This window comes from Pantoea sp. Cr_R13 (genome assembly GCF_029222565.1).
GTDB classification, from domain to species: Bacteria; Pseudomonadota; Gammaproteobacteria; order Enterobacterales; family Enterobacteriaceae; genus Pantoea; species Pantoea eucalypti.
In genome coordinates this window covers 409,015-427,008 of sequence record NZ_JARHXL010000018.1, presented here as the reverse complement: position 1 = coordinate 427,008, position 17,994 = coordinate 409,015, and the positions used below count along the sequence as shown (strand labels likewise).

Here is a 17,994-nt window from a genome sequence, read left to right as displayed (position 1 = left end):
TGTGCTGTGTACCAAAAAAAAAGGCACACCGTTTTGATCGCGGTGTGCCTTTGGTTAACCAGCGTCGGTTAAGCCTTACTGTTCGTTTTCATCGGTATAACGTTTGGCTTTATAAACCGGGTACATCAGGTTCTGTACCGAGAAGATATCGTCCAGCTCACTTTCCGTCAGCAGACCACGCTCCAGCACGACCTCGCGCACGCTTTTACCGGTTTCCGCACAGATTTTGCCGACGATGTCGCCGTTGTGGTGGCCGATGTAAGGGTTAAGGTAAGTGACGATACCAATCGAGTTAAAGACATAGGCTTCGCACACTGCGCGGTTGGCGGTAATGCCGTTGACGCACTTCTCCAGCAGGTTGTAGCAGGCGTTAGTCAGGATGCTGATTGACTCAAACAGCGCCTGGCCAATAACTGGCTCCATCACGTTGAGCTGCAGCTGACCCGCTTCAGAGGCCATGGTGACGGTGATGTCATTGCCAATCACTTTAAAGCAAACCTGGTTTACTACTTCCGGCACCACCGGATTGACCTTGGCTGGCATGATGGAGGAACCCGCCTGCAGCTCTGGCAGGTTGATTTCGTTCAGACCCGCGCGCGGACCAGAGGAGAGCAGGCGCAGGTCGTTACAGATCTTGGAGAGCTTCACGGCCAGACGTTTGAGTGACGAATGGACCATCACATAAGCGCCGCAGTCAGAGGTGGCTTCAATCAGATCTTCCGCCGGTACTACAGGCAGGTTGCTGACTTCCGCCAGACGCTGTACAGCCAGATGCTGATAGCCATCCGGCGTATTGAGACGGGTACCGATGGCGGTTGCGCCCAGGTTCACTTCCAGCAGCAGTTCAGCGGTGCGCAGAATACTTTTGGTTTCTTCGTTCAGCAGTACGCTGAACGCGTGAAACTCCTGGCCGAGAGTCATCGGCACGGCGTCCTGTAGCTGGGTGCGGCCCATTTTCAGGATGGTCTGGAATTCATCAGCTTTGTGCTGGAAGCCTTCGGCCAGCTGGCTGATGCCATCAAGCAGTTTCAGCAGCGAGCTGTAGACCGCGATGCGGAAACCGGTTGGATAGGCGTCGTTGGTAGACTGGCATTTGTTCACATGATCGTTGGGGTTGAGGTACTGATATTCCCCTTTCTGGTGGCCCATCAGCTCCAGGCCGATGTTCGCCAGCACCTCATTGGTGTTCATGTTGACCGAGGTTCCGGCACCGCCCTGATAGACATCAACAGGGAACTGGTCCATACAGCGGCCGTTGTTCAGCACTTCGTCGCAGGCCTTAATGATGGTATCGGCAATGTTGCGCGGAATAGTCTGCAGCTCTTTATTGGCCATTGCCGCTGCTTTTTTGACCATCACCATGCCACGGACAAATTCAGGAATGTCACTGATTTTGCTGTTGCTGATATAAAAGTTCTCAATCGCACGCAGAGTATGAACGCCATAGTAGGCATCCGCCGGAACTTCGCGCATGCCTAACAGGTCTTCTTCGATACGAATGTTGTTCGCCATGATAACCTTCTTATTGTTGCCGCTAACCATCACAAAGGATGTGTTTATTTTGTCGTGGTGTGCCCGTGCCGGCATATTATCCGTCTTCAAAGGGGCGTGTGCGATCATATTCTGATGCTTAAGAAAAGCACGCATGCAGATCACTTAATGCTGCAGTCTGGTTAACGATATGTGAAGTTGGTTACAAAATTAACCCCGCAGGATAAATTTGATACGATCGGTTGAAAATGGCGGCGCGGGTGCCCATCTCTTTTCTTATCATCCTCAGGATGAACGCTTTCTGCTGACCGGCACGCTGCCGTTCAGCCCCTACTTACAGGAGAGTACGGTGCGCTGGATACCGTTATTAGTCTTTTTTATTCTGGCCTGGATTGAGATTTCACTCTTCATTCAGGTGGCACACGTCATGGGCGTGCTGCTTACCATGCTGCTGGTGGTGTTCACCTCGTGCATCGGGGTGTCGCTGGTCAAAAATCAGGGCATGAAGAACTTTATGCTGATGCAGGAGAAGCTGGCACGTAACGAAAGCCCGGCCAGTGAGATGATCAAAAGCGTGTCACTGATCATCGCGGGCTTCCTGCTGCTGTTGCCTGGCTTCTTCACTGATCTGCTGGGTCTGTTGCTGTTGCTGCCACCGGTGCAGAAGCATCTGACGCTGAAACTGATGCCCCATCTGCGCGTCTGGCGTGGACCGGGTGCCGGCCCTGACAGCGGCTATACCATGGATGGCGAGTTCGAGCGTAAAAATAGCGATCGCCTTGAGCACCATGACGATCACAAGGATCGTTAACCGCAGTTTAAGTCTCTGAAAGCGCAACCTCCGGGTTGCGTTTTTTATTTACCCCATCATCTGTTCAAAAAGTCATCACTTATCACATCCGGATAAAAAAATTTGTTGTCCGCCCCCTTGAAAGTGGGTGGTGGCGGCCCTATCTCTCTGGTCACGAGGCCGGAAGCCATGCAGCCCGGTGTTCAACCCCAAAACTGAATGATTGGACTTCTCAAAGGAGAGCTATCAAATGAAAATTCGTCCATTGCACGATCGCGTCATCGTCAAGCGTAAAGAAGTTGAAGCTAAATCAGCTGGCGGCATCGTGCTGACCGGTTCTGCAGCCGGTAAATCCACCCGTGGTGAAGTTCTGGCTGTCGGCAATGGTCGCATCCTTGAGAGTGGCGACGTTAAGCCGCTGGACGTGAAGGTTGGTGACGTCGTGATCTTCAATGAAGGTTACGGTGCTAAAACCGAGAAAATCGACAACGAAGAGGTGCTTATCATCTCTGAGAGCGACATTCTGGCCGTTGTTGAAGCGTAATTTTTACGCGTAATTCACTGAACGAAACGAATTTAAGGGATATTTAAAGATGGCAGCTAAAGACGTAAAATTCGGTAATGACGCACGCGTAAAAATGCTGCGTGGCGTGAACGTACTGGCAGATGCAGTAAAAGTTACCCTGGGCCCGAAAGGCCGTAACGTGGTTCTGGATAAATCTTTTGGTGCACCGACCATCACTAAAGATGGTGTTTCTGTGGCACGTGAAATCGAGCTGGAAGACAAGTTCGAGAACATGGGCGCGCAGATGGTGAAAGAAGTGGCCTCTAAAGCGAACGACGCTGCAGGCGACGGCACCACCACTGCAACCGTACTGGCTCAGTCTATCATCACCGAAGGCCTGAAAGCGGTCGCAGCGGGTATGAACCCGATGGATCTGAAGCGCGGTATCGACCAGGCGGTTATCGCTGCAGTTGAGAAACTGAAAGCGCTGTCTGTGCCTTGCTCAGACTCTAAAGCCATTGCGCAGGTGGGTACGATCTCTGCTAACTCCGATGAAACCGTAGGCCAGCTGATTGCTCAGGCGATGGAAAAAGTCGGTAAAGAAGGCGTGATCACCGTTGAAGAAGGCACCGGCCTGCAGGATGAGCTGGATGTGGTTGAAGGTATGCAGTTTGATCGCGGCTACCTCTCTCCTTACTTCATCAACAAGCCAGAAACCGGTGCGATTGAACTGGAATCTCCGTTCATCCTGCTGGCTGACAAGAAAATTTCTAACATCCGTGAAATGCTGCCAGTGCTGGAAGCCGTTGCGAAAGCAGGCAAACCACTGCTGATCATCGCGGAAGATGTTGAAGGCGAAGCGCTGGCAACGCTGGTGGTTAACACCATGCGTGGCATCGTGAAAGTGGCTGCTGTGAAAGCACCAGGCTTCGGCGACCGTCGTAAAGCGATGCTGCAGGATATCGCTATCCTGACCGGTGGTACCGTGATCTCTGAAGAAATCGGTATGGAGCTGGAAAAAGCGGCTCTGGAAGATCTGGGCCAGGCTAAACGCGTTGTGATCAACAAAGACACCACCACCATCATCGACGGTGTGGGTGAAGAAGCGACAATCCAGGGCCGTGTCACCCAGATTCGTCAGCAGATCGAAGAAGCAACCTCTGACTACGACAAAGAAAAACTGCAGGAGCGCGTAGCGAAACTGGCAGGCGGCGTAGCCGTTCTGAAAGTAGGCGCAGCAACTGAAGTTGAAATGAAAGAGAAGAAAGCCCGCGTTGAAGATGCGCTGCACGCAACCCGTGCTGCTGTAGAAGAAGGCGTGGTTGCAGGTGGTGGTGTGGCGCTGGTTCGCGTTGCAGCACAGCTGGCGGATCTGCGTGGTCAGAACGAAGATCAGAACGTCGGTATCAAAGTTGCGCTGCGCGCGATGGAATCTCCACTGCGTCAGATCGTGTCTAACGCCGGTGAAGAGCCATCTGTTGTTGCTAACAACGTGAAAGCGGGCGACGGTAACTACGGTTACAACGCGCAGACTGAAGAGTATGGCAACATGATCGACTTCGGTATCCTGGACCCAACCAAAGTGACCCGTTCTGCTCTGCAGTACGCGGCCTCAGTTGCAGGTCTGATGATCACCACCGAATGTATGGTCACTGACCTGCCTAAAGGCGACGCACCTGATTTAGGCGGCGGCGCTGGCGGTATGGGTGGCATGGGCGGTATGGGCGGTATGATGTAATTGCCGTTGACTGCTTAAGTCATCACAGAACCCCCGATCGGAAACGGTCGGGGGTTTTTCTTTTGGGCGGGAAAATAGTATAAGTAGTGTCGCAATCGTTCGTCTTTCCTCTTGATATCTTCCGCTGTCTGCATGCTGACTGCTGCCGCCTCGCCGGATGGACTTATTATCGTAAGTTACCGGGACGCGCCACTCTGCTGGCCTGAATACAGTATGAAATATGAAGATGATATAACGGGATTAAGGCAATGAATGTTCAGAAAAAAGAGATCTTTTTCTGCTACGCTGCCACCCGACTCTGATGATAATAAATGGGGATTACAATGCGGATTAACCTCTTGCTCGGACTGACGGCTGGCGCGTTATTGCTGGCGGGCTGCAGCAGCTCTACGCAACTCTCTTCAGCGGGGCAGCGTGTGACGTTTACCGATCAGCAGCCTGGCAATAACTGTCAGCTTCTGGGCAATATCACCGGCTCACAGAGCAACTGGCTGAGCGGTGCAGGCGGTGAAACCAGCGCACTGCGTGGTGCGGCCAATGATCTGCGCAATCGTGCAGCCGAGATGGGCGGCAACGTGATTTATGGTGCCACCAGCCCGACGCAGAATCTGTTGTCCGCGTTCGCGCCACTCGACAGCAAAATGACTGGCCAGGTTTATAAGTGCCCATAGTGTGAGTCGGGCATCCTACCGTATTCAACCGGCCAGCCTTGCGCTGGCCGTTTTTATTCCTGACGTAACTGCAAATCTAACGGTGTTTTACTCGGCTCACCGCCGATTTCACGCGCCAGCTTTGGCACCAGATAGCCGGAGACCTGTGACAACAGGGACCGAACCAGCTGGCGTGCCTCGTCGTCTGAGACAAAGAAATGCGCGGCGCCCTGGACTTTGTCCAGCACGTGCAGATAGTAGGGCAGAATACCGGCATCAAACAGCGCATTGCTCAGGGTAGCCAGCGTCTGGGCATTATCGTTGATGCCACGCAGCAGCACGCTCTGATTCAGCAGGGTCACACCGGCACGCTTCAGCCTGATCATCGACTCACGCAGCGCCTCATCAATCTCCTGCGCATGGTTAATATGCGTCACCATAATCACCTGCAGTCGGGTATCGCTTAGCATCTGACAGAGCTGTTCGGTAATACGCGCCGGTATAACGACCGGTAAGCGGCTGTGAATGCGCAGACGTTTGAGATGCGGGATCTGTTCCAGCGCGGCGATCAGCCAGGCGAGCTCATGATCTTTGGCCATCAGAGGATCGCCGCCGGAAAAAATGATCTCATCCAGCTCGGGATGTTCGGCGACATAGTCCAGTGCAGCCTGCCAGCTACGCTTATTGCCGGGATTATCCTGATAGGGAAAATGACGGCGGAAGCAGTAGCGGCAGTTAACGGCACAACCGCCTTTTACCAGCAATAATGCCCGGTTTCGGTATTTATGCAGCAATCCAGGCACAACGTTGCTTTGTTCATCGAGGGGATCGGTGCTATAACCTGGCGCATCGATGAATTCCTGGCGACGGGTCAGTACCTGAAGCAGCAGTGGGTCGTGCGCATCGCCTTTTTTCATCCGGCGGATGAACGCATGCGGTACCCGTAAGGCGAAAAGACGCCGCGCATCCGCACCTTCAGCCAGCTCGGTGTGCTGATCCAGGGCTAAAATCCGCAGTAATTCATCAGGTTCGGTGACAACATCCGCAAGTTGCTGCAACCAATCTTCTCTGGAAGGTGTTTTTAGGGTTACAATGTGTGCCATTTTTTTGGCTTAGTACCAGTGTCAATTTTCGTAGAGGGCCTTCATGGCGACTTATTCTAGCAACGATTTCCGTCCCGGTCTTAAAATCATGTTCGAAGGCGAGCCGTATGCCATCGAATCCAGTGAGTTCGTTAAACCGGGTAAAGGTCAGGCATTCGCACGCGTTAAAATGCGTCGCCTGCTGACGGGTTCTCGCGTTGAGAAAACTTTTAAATCTACCGACTCCGCCGAAGGCGCAGACGTTGTAGATACCAACCTGAACTACCTGTACAACGACGGTGAGTTCTATCACTTCATGCACCCGGAAAGCTTTGAGCAGTTCCAGGTTGAAGAGAAAACGGTAAACGATGCAGCGAAATGGCTGCAGGATAACGCTGAGTGTATCGTTACGCTGTGGAACGGTCGCCCGATCGCCGTTCAGCCGCCGAACTTTATCGAAGCTGAAGTTATCGAAACCGATCCCGGCCTGAAAGGTGATACTGCGGGTACTGGCGGCAAGCCAGCCAAGCTGTCTACCGGCGCCGTGGTGAAAGTGCCATTGTTCGTGCAAGAGGGCGAAGTGGTCAAAGTTGACACCCGCTCTGGCGAATACGTGTCACGCGTGAAATAAGATTCGCAGGCGCATCTCCGGATGCGCCTTTTTCTTGTCTGAGAGAAAAAAATGATCAAGCTGGCAAAATTAATCGCGTTCGCGTTGCTGGTCTCTTCTGCGTTAAGCGCCTGCAACACATTCCACGGTTTTGGCGAAGACGTCTCCCACTTAGGTGGTGCCATTTCCCGTGCGGCAAAATGACCTAACGGATTGTCTTTTTTAGAGTCCCGCCAGCAGCAACTGCCGTAAATCCGGCTATGCTTAAAGCGCTGTACTTTACATCCATCAAAAAGGACATTGTTATGTTAAAGAAAAGTATTGCCGCAATCTTCTCTGTACTGGTGCTCTCTTCTCTGCTGACGGCGTGTAATACAACACGTGGCGTCGGTGAAGATGTCGAAGCGGGTGGCCAGGCGATTCAGAACAGCACGAAGTAACCTGTTATTCCAACCGGTACGAAATGCTTTTCGTACCGGCTTGTCAGCTTTTGCACTATTTCTGTTTTACCCAGATTAACTCTTCCACCGGGAAACCGTTCTGACGTGCCTGTTCAACCAGTTTCTCTTTGACGCCCTGCTCCAGCTGCGGTGTGCGTGACAGTATCCAGAGATAGTGGCGATTCGGGCCGCACACCATCGCATAGCGATAATCGGGATCCAGTGCAATAACGTTGTAGCCGCCGTAGAAGGGGCCAAAGAAAGAGACCTTCAGGGAGGCACGCTGTGGCTCACCAGTGAAATAGGCTTTGCCCACGCTCTCCTGCCAGCGCTGCTTTTTAACGTTGTAGCCACGATTGATCACTTTCAGACCGCCATCTTCACGTGGGCTGTAGTTTGCCGTTACCTGTTCAAGGCCGCGCTCAAAAGGGTGATTAAGGCGGGCAATCTCATACCACTGACCAAGGTAGCGCTGGCTGTCGAAGTTATCTATGACCGTGACGTTTTTTGGCGGCGTGGTACTGCAGGCGACTGAGAGAAAAGCACTCAGGCTGGCAACAACTGTTTTCCATGGAGACATAGTGGGATTCCTTTGTGATTTAACCGCTTAAGTATAGAAGCTGAAACGCTGTTATTGGCAGCATAGGCGCGAGATTGTTTGCCACATGCATTGCAGGTAGACTTCCCACCCTAATTTGTATCAGGAGTCATCACCATGAGCGAAACGGCAAGCTGGCAACCAAGCGCATCCATCGCCAATTTGTTAAAACGCGCCGCTATTTTAGCTGAAGTGCGTCGTTTCTTTGCCGATCGCGGCGTGCTGGAAGTGGATACGCCGGCGATGAGTCAGGCAACGATTACCGATATCCATCTGGTGCCATTCCAGACGCGTTTTGTCGGGCCTGGCGCGGCGCAGGGGCGCGATCTCTGGCTGATGACCAGCCCGGAATACCATATGAAGCGCCTGCTGGCGGCAGGCAGTGGCCCGATTTACCAGATGGCGCGCAGCTTCCGCAATGAAGAGGCGGGACGTCACCACAACCCCGAATTCACCATGCTGGAGTGGTATCGTCCGCATTACGATATGTACCGCCTGATGAATGAAGTCGACGATCTGATGCAGCAGGTGCTGGAGTGTGACAGCGCAGAGTCGCTTTCTTATCAGCAGGCGTTTATCCGTCATCTGGAGCTGGACCCGCTGTCTGCGGATAAAGCGCAGTTACGTGAAGCGGCTGAGAAGCTGGGTGAAGGCGAGCTGGCGCGCGCAGAAGAAGATCGCGATACCTTACTGATGCTGCTGTTTATGCTGGGCGTGGAACCGAAGATTGGTCAGGATAAACCCTGCTTCGTTTATCATTTCCCGGCCAGCCAGGCAGCACTGGCGGAGATCAGTACTGAAGATCACCGTGTGGCTGAGCGCTTCGAGGTCTATTACAAGGGCATTGAGCTGGCGAACGGTTTTCGTGAACTGACCGATAGCCGTGAGCAGCGTCAGCGCTTCGAGCAGGATAACCGGCGTCGAGCGGCGCGTGGCCTGCCTGTACATCCCATTGATACTTATCTGCTGGATGCACTGGCGCATGGTATGCCAGCCTGTTCGGGGGTCGCGCTGGGTGTTGATCGTCTGATCATGCTGGCGTTGAAAGCGGAGTCATTGAGTGACGTGATCGCGTTTCCGGTGGATCGCTGCTAATCGGTTATTCACAAACGATGACGGAATAGTGGGGAAGGGTTGGCCCGGATGAAGAGCAAAGCGTCCGAGCCAGGATGGCGAGGCCGACCGCCATGGATGGCGGCCTTCTTTGCGATCAGCTGGGCCATCCCTGACCTGGCTCCGGTTTTAGCTAGTTACTATTGTCCGGGAATTCCTGAATGGTCACCGGCAGCGTCAGTTTCTGATCGTTGCGCAGCACCTGAACCTCAATCACTGAACCCGGGCGAATTTCTGCCACCTGATCCATCGTCTCCTGCGCGGAGATGGCCGGCTTGCCGTTTACACTGAGCAGCACATCGTTGGCCTGAATCCCGGCTTTATCTGCGGGCCCGTCTGGTGTGACTACACTGACAATAATGCCCTGAACCCGATCCAGATTGCTGCCCTGTCCATGCAGCGGCGGTAACTCACGCCCGGTAATGCCGATATAGCCGCGGATGACCCGACCATCACGAATCAGCTTATCCATGATTTTTGAGGCTAAGACCGTTGGAATGGCGAAACCAATTCCTTCCGGTGTTTCACCATCATTGCTCTTATCAAAGGTCAGGGTATTAATACCCATCAGCTCGCCGAGCGAGTTAATAAGCGCACCGCCGGAGTTACCCTGGTTGATTGAGGCATCGGTCTGCAGGAAGTTCTGTCGGCCTGACGAACTCAGACCTACGCGGCCCGTGGCGCTGATAATGCCCTGCGTCACCGTCTGACCGAGGTTGTAAGGATTGCCGATCGCCATCACCACATCACCAATGTGCGGCTGACGGTTTGGATTAATCGGGATAACCGGCAGGCCGGAGGCCGTAATCTTGAGAACCGCCAGGTCGGTCATTCCATCGGAACCCACCAGCGTCGCTTCAAAGAAGCGGCCATCCTGCAGCGCCACGATGATCTGATCAGCATTGTTGATAACATGCTTGTTGGTAAGGATGTAGCCTTTAACATTCATGATCACCCCTGAACCCAGGGTAGTGATCCCACGATTGTTGTTGGTGTGGGCGCTGCGATTGTAAACGTTCACGACAGCAGGCACGGCGCGTCGCACCCCTTGATTGAAGCTAAAGGGCGTTTCGTCGGTAATATTTTCGTGGTTATAAAGGGCGTCGCTGCCCATACGCAGTGCAGGCAGTGCTGCGAGCAAAATACCCGCCACAATCAGGCCCAGCACCACGGCACGCAAGAGTTTAAGAAACATGGTGTTAAATCACGCCAGGGGAGATCGCAGGGGAGAATAGCATGAGAGCGGCGGACACACACGTGCTTGTGTCCGCCGTAATGCGAGGTTTATCTCAACAACAGATAGATACTTTCATCGCCACGCACTACATTCAGAGCCAGCACCGGCGGTTTACCCTCCAGTATTTTACGCATTTCAGCAATGGTCTGAACCCGGTTGCGGTTAACACCGATAATCACATCATCTTTCTGCAGACCCACCTGCTCAGCGGGTGTGCCTTTCTCGATGGTATCGACCTTCACGCCTTTATCCCCGGTTTTCGTCTGTCCATCACTCAGGGTTGCGCCCTGAAGCGCAGGGGACATCAGCTGTGCGCTCGCGGTAGTCTGGGCGCTCTGCTCCAGCGTGACGGTAACCGTTAACGGTTTCCCTTCACGCAGCAGGCCGAGTTTGACCTGTTCGCCTGGCGGTGTGGTGCCGACTTTTACGCGCAACTCAGCGAAGCTGGTAATCGGCTTATCGTTGATGGACGTAATAATATCGCCTGACTTCACGCCCGCTTTCTGTGCGGCAGACTGCGGTAAGACTTCAGAAACAAAGGCACCGCGCTGCGCATCGACATTAAAGGCCTTAGCCATATCGGCCGTCATTTCAGTGCCTTTAATACCCAGCTGACCACGCTTCACTTCACCGAACTTGATCAGCTGCTGCGCGAGGTTCATCGCCATATCACTGGGAATGGCGAAGCCGATACCGATGTTTCCGCCGCTGGAGGCGAGAATAGCGGTATTGATACCAATCAGCTCGCCGTTAAGATTGACCAGCGCACCGCCTGAGTTACCGCGGTTAATCGCAGCATCGGTCTGAATAAAGTTTTCCAGCCCTTCCAGGTTCAGGCCGCTACGGCCCAGCGCAGAGATAATCCCGGACGTGGCGGTCTGTCCCAGACCAAACGGGTTACCGATCGCCACCGCGAAGTCGCCCACTTTCAGCTGATCAGAATCCGCAACTTTCACCTGCGTAAGGTTTTTCGCGCCCTGAATCTGAATCAGCGCGATATCGGTCTGCTCATCATGGCCGATCAGTTTGGCGTCATATTCGCTGCCGTCGCCAAGCTGTACGCTGATCTTATCAGCACCGTTGACCACATGATTGTTGGTCAGTACGTAACCTTTGGCGGCATCAATAATGACGCCAGACCCCAGACCTTCAAACGGTTGAGGCTGGCTATTCCCGCCAGGCATCTGGCCGAAAAAGCGCTTAAGCGGTTCAGGAATATCCTGAGCCTGTGCACCTGAATCGGTGCCTTCCACGTGAACACTGACCACGGCGGGTAACACTTTCTCCAGCATCGGCGCCAGACTCGGCAGCGGCTGGCCCGCAATTTGTGCTGGCAGCGTTGCCATCGCGTCTGGCGCGGCGGCAAGACTCATCCCAATACTCAGGGCTAATGCGCTAAACAGGCGTGCTTGTTTTTTCATTGCTACAACGCTCTCGCTGCAAAAGGTGGGAGGAATTAATCAATGTGACAGTCGTTTGCGGTCAGGGTTCGCAAATTCAGTGGGCGCAGACAGGCTGCGCCCCAAAAAGATTAGTCGCGGGCAGGGCGCTCGCCACGCAGTAAACCCGATGCGCCTTCAGAGTAGTCGCGCGGCATCTGCACCGGGACCTGATCGTTATCCGCTTCAGCTTCAGTCAGCTGATACGCAAACGGATTTTTCTGCCCAGGCAGATTTGGCAGCAGGTCATTGGAGCCTTTTGCCATGTGCTGATAGAGCTGACGATAATCACGCGCCATGTTGTCCAGCAGCTCCGCGCTCTGCGCGAAGTGGTTGGTCAGTTCTTCGCGATAATCAGCCAGCTCCGCTTTCGATTTTTCCAGCTCATACTGCATGCTGCGCTGCTCACGCAGCTTTTTGTTGCCAAAACGCATGGCGACTGCGCCGACAATAATACCTACCACTAAACCAATTAGCCCGTATTCCCAGGTCATAATGACTCCCGTGTTATTTCCATTGTTCCGTAGGGCATTGCACCATTTCAATAATAGTCACTATACCCGTTAATCTTATGGATGTGGAACTCTGGAGCAGCATGGCTTAGTGTAGAACGGCCTTTTTTTCAGCAACCGTGGTATGAATCAGACACCATTCAGGGACTTTGAAACAACAATGCAAACCTCAACTCCGCTTGCACGCTATGAGCAGGCGCTGTCGCAGGGCGAATTCAGGCCCGATGACGTACAACGCGAAGCAATTACCCGTTTAGACGCGCTGCAGCAGGCGCTGGTTGCCCGGCAACAATCTGCCGCGCCAGCCGCATCTGGCCTGCTGGGTCGCCTGTCAAAATTGATCGGCAAAGAGAAAAACGAGACGCCGCAACCGGTACGTGGACTCTATATGTGGGGCGGTGTCGGGCGCGGTAAGACCTGGGTCATGGATCTCTTTTTTCAGTCTATTCCTGGCGACCGAAAACTGCGCCTGCACTTTCACCGCTTTATGTTGCGGGTGCATGAAGAGCTGACGCAGCTCCAGGGTCAGAGCGATCCCTTGCTGATTATCGCGGACAAATTTAAAGCCGAAACGGACATCCTCTGTTTTGATGAGTTTTTTGTCTCTGATATCACGGATGCGATGCTACTGGGCACGCTGATGGAAGCGCTGTTTGAACGCGGTATCGCACTGGTGGCCACCTCGAACATTCCGCCCGACGATCTCTATCGCAATGGTCTGCAGCGTGCACGCTTCCTGCCAGCCATTGAGCAGATAAAACGCCACTGTGATGTGATGAACGTGGATGCCGGTATCGACTATCGGTTGCGCACGCTGACCTCCGCACACTTGTGGAACTATCCGCTGAACCCGGAAACGCACGCTGAAATGACGCGGATGTTTAAAGCGCTGTCGGGCAGCCAGCCAGAAGCGGCGCCGGTGCTGGAGATTAATCACCGCCAGATGCCGACACTGGGTGTCAGCGAAGGCGTGCTGGCGATTAACTTCAAGACCCTGTGCGGTGAAGGGCGCAGTCAGCATGACTATATTGCGCTGTCGCGCCGTTTTCACAGCGTGCTGCTGTATGACGTGCCGGTAATGATCTATAAAACCGAAGATCAGGCGCGCCGTTTCCTGGCGCTGGTCGATGAGTTCTATGAACGTCATGTGAAGCTGGTAGTCGCGGCGGAGACGTCACTGACCGAGATTTATCAGGGCACGCGGCTGAAATTCGAATATCAGCGCTGTTTATCCCGGCTTCAGGAGATGCAGAGCGAAGAGTATCTGCGTTTGCCGCACCTGCCGTGAGAATAAACAGGATAAATACCGAAATAGGGTTCGATTTTTGTAACCGACTTCTCTATAATCTTGCGACCCCACGTTACAGCAAAGGATTTTTTTCCCGAATCCTCTGTGTTCCAGTAACTCTATCCGAAGGGGTGGCTTGCTGGTCAAAATGGTCGTGTGAGCCTCATTCGTTTACTTAAGCGTTTGGGATTTCACCAACGTGTAACTTAATTTGGGTAAGCTTTTCGATGAAAACTTTTACAGCTAAACCAGAAACCGTCCAACGTGACTGGTTTGTAGTTGACGCAACGGGCAAAACTTTGGGTCGCCTGGCGACTGAACTGGCGCGCCGTCTGCGTGGTAAGCATAAAGCGGAATACACTCCGCACGTTGATACTGGTGATTACATCATCGTTCTGAACGCAGAAAAAGTTGCTGTAACCGGCAACAAGCGTACTGACAAGATCTACTATCACCACACTGGTCACATCGGTGGTATCAAACAGGCGACCTTTGAAGAGATGATTGCTCGCCGTCCTGAGCGTGTGATTGAGATCGCGGTTAAAGGCATGCTGCCGAAGGGCCCGCTGGGTCGTGCTATGTATCGTAAACTGAAAGTTTACGCAGGCAACGAGCACACCCATGCGGCACAGCAACCGCAAGTTCTTGACATTTAATCGGGATTAAAGGCAATGGCTGAAACTCAAAACTACGGCACTGGTCGCCGCAAAAGCTCTACCGCTCGCGTATTCATTAAGCCGGGTAGCGGTAACATCGTAATTAACCAACGTTCTCTGGAACAGTACTTCGGTCGCGAAACTGCCCGCATGGTAGTTCGTCAGCCGCTTGAGCTGCTGGACCTGGTTGGTAAATTCGATCTGTATGTCACTGTTAAAGGTGGCGGTATTTCTGGTCAGGCTGGTGCGATCCGTCACGGTATCACCCGCGCTCTGATGGAATACGACGAATCACTGCGTGGCGAACTGCGTAAAGCAGGCTTCGTTACTCGTGATGCGCGTCAGGTTGAACGTAAGAAAGTCGGCCTGCGTAAAGCACGTCGTCGTCCTCAGTTCTCCAAGCGTTAATTGTTTGCAGCTCCGGCTGCGACAATTGGCTCAAAAAACCCGCTTCGGCGGGTTTTTTATTTGCTGCCGTCCCCTCAACTCCCGGCGAAAACCGTAACGTCGCGCTCAATTTACCTGCAAACATTCATTCCACGCCCACAAGTAGCCTAAAATCTGGTAAACTCTGTGTCACTTTGCGCCCGCAGGCCGGTGCGTTATGCGCCTTCCCACTGTCGGGGCGTCAGTATCTACGGCGCGGCTAACCAGGTTGCGTGCGAGTTCGATAAGCAAGTGAGTCGCCGTGTGGTTGGCTATTTGCAGTATCTTTTTGTGAACAAACTTGGAGGTTTTCATGGCTGTCGCTGCCAACAAACGTTCGGTAATGACGCTGTTTTCTGGTCCTACTGACATTTTCAGCCATCAGGTACGTATCGTCCTGGCGGAGAAGGGTGTCAGCGTAGAGATCGAGCAGGTCGAAATGGATAACCTGCCGCAGGATCTGATTGACCTCAATCCGTATCGCACGGTACCGACGCTGGTAGATCGTGAGCTGACGCTGTATGAATCACGCATCATCATGGAATACTTAGATGAGCGCTTCCCGCATCCGCCACTGATGCCGGTTTATCCGGTTGCCCGTGGTGATAGCCGCCTGATGATGCATCGCATCGAGCAGGACTGGTATAGCCTGATGCGGAAAGTTGAGAACAGCACGGGTCAGGAAGCTGAAGCAGCACGCAAGCAACTGCGTGAAGAGCTGCTGGCTATCGCACCCCTGTTTGGTCGTACCCCTTACTTCATGAGCGAAGAGTTCAGTCTGGTCGATTGCTACCTGGCACCGCTGTTATGGCGTTTGCCGTCAATGGGCATCGATTTGATTGGCTCAGGTTCAAAAGAGCTGAAAGGCTACATGAACCGCGTATTTGAGCGTGACTCTTTCCTTGCTTCATTAACTGAAGCTGAACGTGAAATGCGCCTGCAAGCCCGGGCTTAACGTATGGAAATGTCGCAACTTACTGCACGTCGTCCCTACCTGCTTCGCGCCTTCTATGACTGGTTGCTCGACAATCAGCTGACGCCGCACCTCGTGGTCGATATTAATCTGCCCGGTGTGCAGGTGCCGCTGGAGTATGCGCGTGATGGTCAGATTGTCCTGAACATCGCGCCACGCGCGGTGGGTAACCTTGATTTGGCGAATGATCAGGTGTCGTTCAATGCGCGCTTTGGTGGTGTTCCTCGCCAGGTTAATGTGCCGATGGCGGCGATTCTGGCAATCTACGCGCGTGAAAACGGTGCCGGGACGATGTTTGAGCCTGAACCTGCTTACGAGCTGGGTACGCAGGAGACGTCAGAGGGTCAGGAAGAGACCATGATGTCCGTGATTGATGGCGATCGTCCTGACGATGCCCGCGATGACGAGACACCGCCTGACGACGATCCACCGCCTCGTGGCGGACGCCCTTCACTCCGTGTAGTGAAATAGCCGTGAATACCCGTCCATCCGACGGGTATTTTTTTGCCTGTTATTCATAAAAAAGAGATAAAAAAATCCGGCTGCCTGCGCAAGCCGGATTTCTTTCAGCACACCTTTGCTATCAGTAGACGTCGCGCAGGTAGCGTTTCTCTTTCTTCAGCTGATCCACGTAGTCTGCAGCGCGCTCGGTGGAGAGCCCACCAAACTGGCGAACCACTTCATACAGCGCGTTATCCACATCCTTCGCCATGCGCGATGCATCGCCGCAGACGTAGAAGTAAGCCCCTTCCTGCAGCCAGGCATAGAGTTCTGCACCCTGCTCAAGCATCCGGCTCTGCACGTAGATCTTCTTCTCCTGATCGCGTGAAAACGCCAGATCCAGGCGGGTCAGCAAGCCATTATCCCGCCAGGCAAGTAATTCATCCTGATAGATGAAGTCATGTTCCTGATGCTGATCGCCGAAGAACAGCCAGTTTTTTCCCTGCGCGCCGGTTGCCTGACGCTCCTGCAGGAAGGCCCGGAATGGGGCGATGCCGGTACCGGGTCCCACCATGATCAGCGGTGCGCTGTTGTTAGCCGGCACGCGGAACGATTTATTGGGTGAAATAAAGATGGCGGGTTTCTCGCCACGACGCACACGCTCGGCCAGATAGGTGGAGCAGACGCCACCGCGATTACGGCCGCCGCTGTGATAACGCACTGAGGCAACAGTCAGATGCACCTGGTTAGGATGGGCTTTAGAACTGGACGAAATGGAGTAAGCACGATGCTGCAACGGACGCAGCAGAGCGACGAATTCAGGTACCGCCAGCGAGCGCGTCAGTTCAAGTTGCAGCAGGTCGAGCGTATCTTTGCCCCACAGCCACACGCCCAGCGCATCTTTATCATCATGCTGTAACACATGACGCAGTTCCTGGTTGGTGGTGTTCTGTCCGACCCATTCGATCAACTTGCGCGACGGCTCTGAAATCTCAAACTGGTAGGTCAGCAGGTCGCCGAGGCTGCGGTCGAAGCCGGGCACCGGTGTCTGGTAATCAGCATTAAGCTGAGTCAGGAGCAGGCTGACCAGCGACGGTTCATTGACCGGAATCACGCCCAGCGCATCGCCCGCTTCATACTTCAGACCGCTGTCCGACAGGTCGAATTCGAAATGACGGATATCTTTTGCTGACTGCTCGCCTGACAAACGCTTGTTGGTGATCAGTGCGGCGGCATACGGATTCGATTTATTGCTGCCAGGAATCACAGGCGCTTCAGGTGCACTCTCCAGCACGGTGCCGCTGCTGCCCGCGCTGGCGGCAAACTGTGGCATTGAGCTGTTTAGCCATTCGCTGGAAGGCTCTTCATAATCAATATCACAATCGATACGATCAACCACGCGTTTCGCGCCCAGCTGCTCAAGGCGCATATCAATGAACTTGCCCGCCTGACAGAAGCCGTCGTAACCGGTATCGCCAATCGCCAGCACGGCAAAATGCATCTGCTCCAGACGCGGTGCGGTACTGGCAGAAATCGCATCCCAGAATAGCTGTGCGTTGTCCGGCATTTCCCCTTCGCCATAGGTCGAGGTAACAATCAGCACATGGCGCATGGTGGCGAACACATCAAGATCGACATCGCCCAGCGCCTGAACCACCGGAACCAGCCCTTTCGCGCGGGCAGATTTTGCTGCGGTCTGCGCCAGCGCTTCGGCATTGCCGGTCTGCGAGCCATACAGAATGTGCAGTTGCGTGGTCGCGGCTGCACCCGTACCTGCGGCAGGTTGCTGTTTGTCTTCTAACACCAGCAAACGGGAGTGAAGCCCCGCAAGAAAGCCAGCCAGCCAGTACTTCTGATCGCCATTAAAAGGTGCATCTTCTGGAATATAAGGAATTTTCATGGGTACGTTTACTCAATCCCGTTCTCGCCCGATATCAGTGGCGTTGTCCGGTGTGACAGCCGTTCCGCTTTCCCGTGCCGCAGATTTTGCAGCAGGGGAGAGCGG

20 protein-coding genes are annotated in these 17,994 nt (G+C 53.8%); 13 read left to right on the top strand and 7 right to left on the bottom strand.

The annotated features are described in order from the left end of the window. Positions 1-75: 75 nt before the first annotated feature. Positions 76-1,512, bottom strand: coding sequence for an aspartate ammonia-lyase (gene aspA / locus P2R09_RS18925; protein ID WP_003848319.1), 1,437 nt, complete (start codon positions 1,510-1,512; stop codon positions 76-78). A 328-nt stretch (positions 1,513-1,840) separates the two neighbouring features. On the opposite strand from aspA, the gene P2R09_RS18920 reads away from it, so the two are divergent. From P2R09_RS18920 to P2R09_RS18905, 4 genes are all read left to right on the top strand, one after another. Further along, a complete protein-coding gene (locus tag P2R09_RS18920; RefSeq protein WP_181405311.1) occupies positions 1,841-2,302 on the top strand; it encodes an FxsA family protein in 462 nt (153 codons plus the stop codon). 229 nt (positions 2,303-2,531) lie between these two features. Next, positions 2,532-2,825, top strand: a complete 294-nt coding sequence (locus tag P2R09_RS18915; RefSeq protein ID WP_003848316.1) for a co-chaperone GroES — start codon at positions 2,532-2,534, stop codon at positions 2,823-2,825. Positions 2,826-2,874: 49 nt separating this feature from the next. Continuing rightward, positions 2,875-4,524 (top strand): chaperonin GroEL, encoded by a 1,650-nt coding sequence (groL, locus tag P2R09_RS18910; protein ID WP_003848314.1) that lies wholly within the window; start codon positions 2,875-2,877, stop codon positions 4,522-4,524. Positions 4,525-4,847: 323 nt separating this feature from the next. Beyond that, complete coding sequence (locus P2R09_RS18905) at positions 4,848-5,195, top strand: DUF4156 domain-containing protein (RefSeq protein ID WP_008925394.1); 348 nt, start codon at positions 4,848-4,850, stop codon at positions 5,193-5,195. 53 nt (positions 5,196-5,248) lie between these two features. Here P2R09_RS18905 and epmB read toward each other — a convergent pair whose 3' ends face one another. Further along, positions 5,249-6,277 (bottom strand): EF-P beta-lysylation protein EpmB, encoded by a 1,029-nt coding sequence (epmB, locus tag P2R09_RS18900; RefSeq protein ID WP_275771938.1) that lies wholly within the window; start codon positions 6,275-6,277, stop codon positions 5,249-5,251. A 43-nt stretch (positions 6,278-6,320) separates the two neighbouring features. On the opposite strand from epmB, the gene efp reads away from it, so the two are divergent. The 3 genes from efp to P2R09_RS18885 all read left to right on the top strand — a co-directional run bounded on the left by efp (position 6,321) and on the right by P2R09_RS18885 (position 7,306). Beyond that, positions 6,321-6,887 (top strand): elongation factor P, encoded by a 567-nt coding sequence (gene efp, locus P2R09_RS18895; RefSeq protein WP_008925396.1) that lies wholly within the window; start codon positions 6,321-6,323, stop codon positions 6,885-6,887. A gap of 51 nt (positions 6,888-6,938) precedes the next feature. After that, on the top strand, positions 6,939-7,070 hold the full coding sequence (locus tag P2R09_RS18890; RefSeq protein WP_003848306.1) for an entericidin A/B family lipoprotein: 132 nt from the start codon (positions 6,939-6,941) through the stop codon (positions 7,068-7,070). A gap of 101 nt (positions 7,071-7,171) precedes the next feature. Further along, a complete protein-coding gene (locus P2R09_RS18885) occupies positions 7,172-7,306 on the top strand; it encodes an entericidin A/B family lipoprotein (RefSeq protein WP_003848302.1) in 135 nt (44 codons plus the stop codon). Positions 7,307-7,361: 55 nt separating this feature from the next. Here the strand turns inward: P2R09_RS18885 and P2R09_RS18880 are convergent, their stop codons facing one another. Continuing rightward, positions 7,362-7,886, bottom strand: a complete 525-nt coding sequence (locus tag P2R09_RS18880) for a lipocalin family protein (protein WP_275771935.1) — start codon at positions 7,884-7,886, stop codon at positions 7,362-7,364. A gap of 135 nt (positions 7,887-8,021) precedes the next feature. On the opposite strand from P2R09_RS18880, the gene epmA reads away from it, so the two are divergent. Beyond that, positions 8,022-8,999: an elongation factor P--(R)-beta-lysine ligase gene (gene epmA, locus P2R09_RS18875; protein WP_008925398.1), complete on the top strand. Its 978-nt coding sequence runs from the start codon at positions 8,022-8,024 to the stop codon at positions 8,997-8,999. Positions 9,000-9,150: 151 nt separating this feature from the next. On the opposite strand, the gene degS is transcribed toward epmA, so the two are convergent. The 3 genes from degS to zapG all read right to left on the bottom strand — a co-directional run bounded on the left by degS (position 9,151) and on the right by zapG (position 12,187). After that, the gene (degS, locus tag P2R09_RS18870) at positions 9,151-10,212 is read right to left on the bottom strand and encodes an outer membrane-stress sensor serine endopeptidase DegS (protein WP_003848295.1); all 1,062 of its coding nucleotides are present in this window, start codon (positions 10,210-10,212) and stop codon (positions 9,151-9,153) included. Positions 10,213-10,301: 89 nt separating this feature from the next. Beyond that, on the bottom strand, positions 10,302-11,675 hold the full coding sequence (gene degQ, locus P2R09_RS18865) for a serine endoprotease DegQ (RefSeq protein WP_008925399.1): 1,374 nt from the start codon (positions 11,673-11,675) through the stop codon (positions 10,302-10,304). A gap of 110 nt (positions 11,676-11,785) precedes the next feature. Beyond that, positions 11,786-12,187 carry a Z-ring associated protein ZapG gene (gene zapG, locus P2R09_RS18860; protein ID WP_003848291.1) on the bottom strand — a complete coding sequence of 134 codons (402 nt, stop codon included), beginning with the start codon at positions 12,185-12,187 and terminating at the stop codon, positions 11,786-11,788. A gap of 178 nt (positions 12,188-12,365) precedes the next feature. On the opposite strand from zapG, the gene zapE reads away from it, so the two are divergent. The 5 genes from zapE to sspB all read left to right on the top strand — a co-directional run bounded on the left by zapE (position 12,366) and on the right by sspB (position 16,019). Continuing rightward, entirely contained in the window at positions 12,366-13,493 is a 1,128-nt protein-coding gene (zapE, locus tag P2R09_RS18855) for a cell division protein ZapE (protein WP_033743099.1), read from the top strand. Positions 13,494-13,720: 227 nt separating this feature from the next. Further along, entirely contained in the window at positions 13,721-14,149 is a 429-nt protein-coding gene (rplM, locus tag P2R09_RS18850) for a 50S ribosomal protein L13 (protein ID WP_008925400.1), read from the top strand. A gap of 15 nt (positions 14,150-14,164) precedes the next feature. Continuing rightward, a complete protein-coding gene (gene rpsI / locus P2R09_RS18845) occupies positions 14,165-14,557 on the top strand; it encodes a 30S ribosomal protein S9 (RefSeq protein ID WP_008925401.1) in 393 nt (130 codons plus the stop codon). A 331-nt stretch (positions 14,558-14,888) separates the two neighbouring features. Continuing rightward, positions 14,889-15,530 (top strand): stringent starvation protein SspA, encoded by a 642-nt coding sequence (gene sspA, locus P2R09_RS18840; protein WP_003851135.1) that lies wholly within the window; start codon positions 14,889-14,891, stop codon positions 15,528-15,530. A 3-nt stretch (positions 15,531-15,533) separates the two neighbouring features. Continuing rightward, positions 15,534-16,019, top strand: a complete 486-nt coding sequence (gene sspB / locus P2R09_RS18835) for a ClpXP protease specificity-enhancing factor (protein ID WP_003851133.1) — start codon at positions 15,534-15,536, stop codon at positions 16,017-16,019. 112 nt (positions 16,020-16,131) lie between these two features. Here the strand turns inward: sspB and P2R09_RS18830 are convergent, their stop codons facing one another. Then, the gene (locus P2R09_RS18830; RefSeq protein WP_008925402.1) at positions 16,132-17,889 is read right to left on the bottom strand and encodes a sulfite reductase subunit alpha; all 1,758 of its coding nucleotides are present in this window, start codon (positions 17,887-17,889) and stop codon (positions 16,132-16,134) included. Between the last annotated feature and the right edge of the window lie 105 nt (positions 17,890-17,994).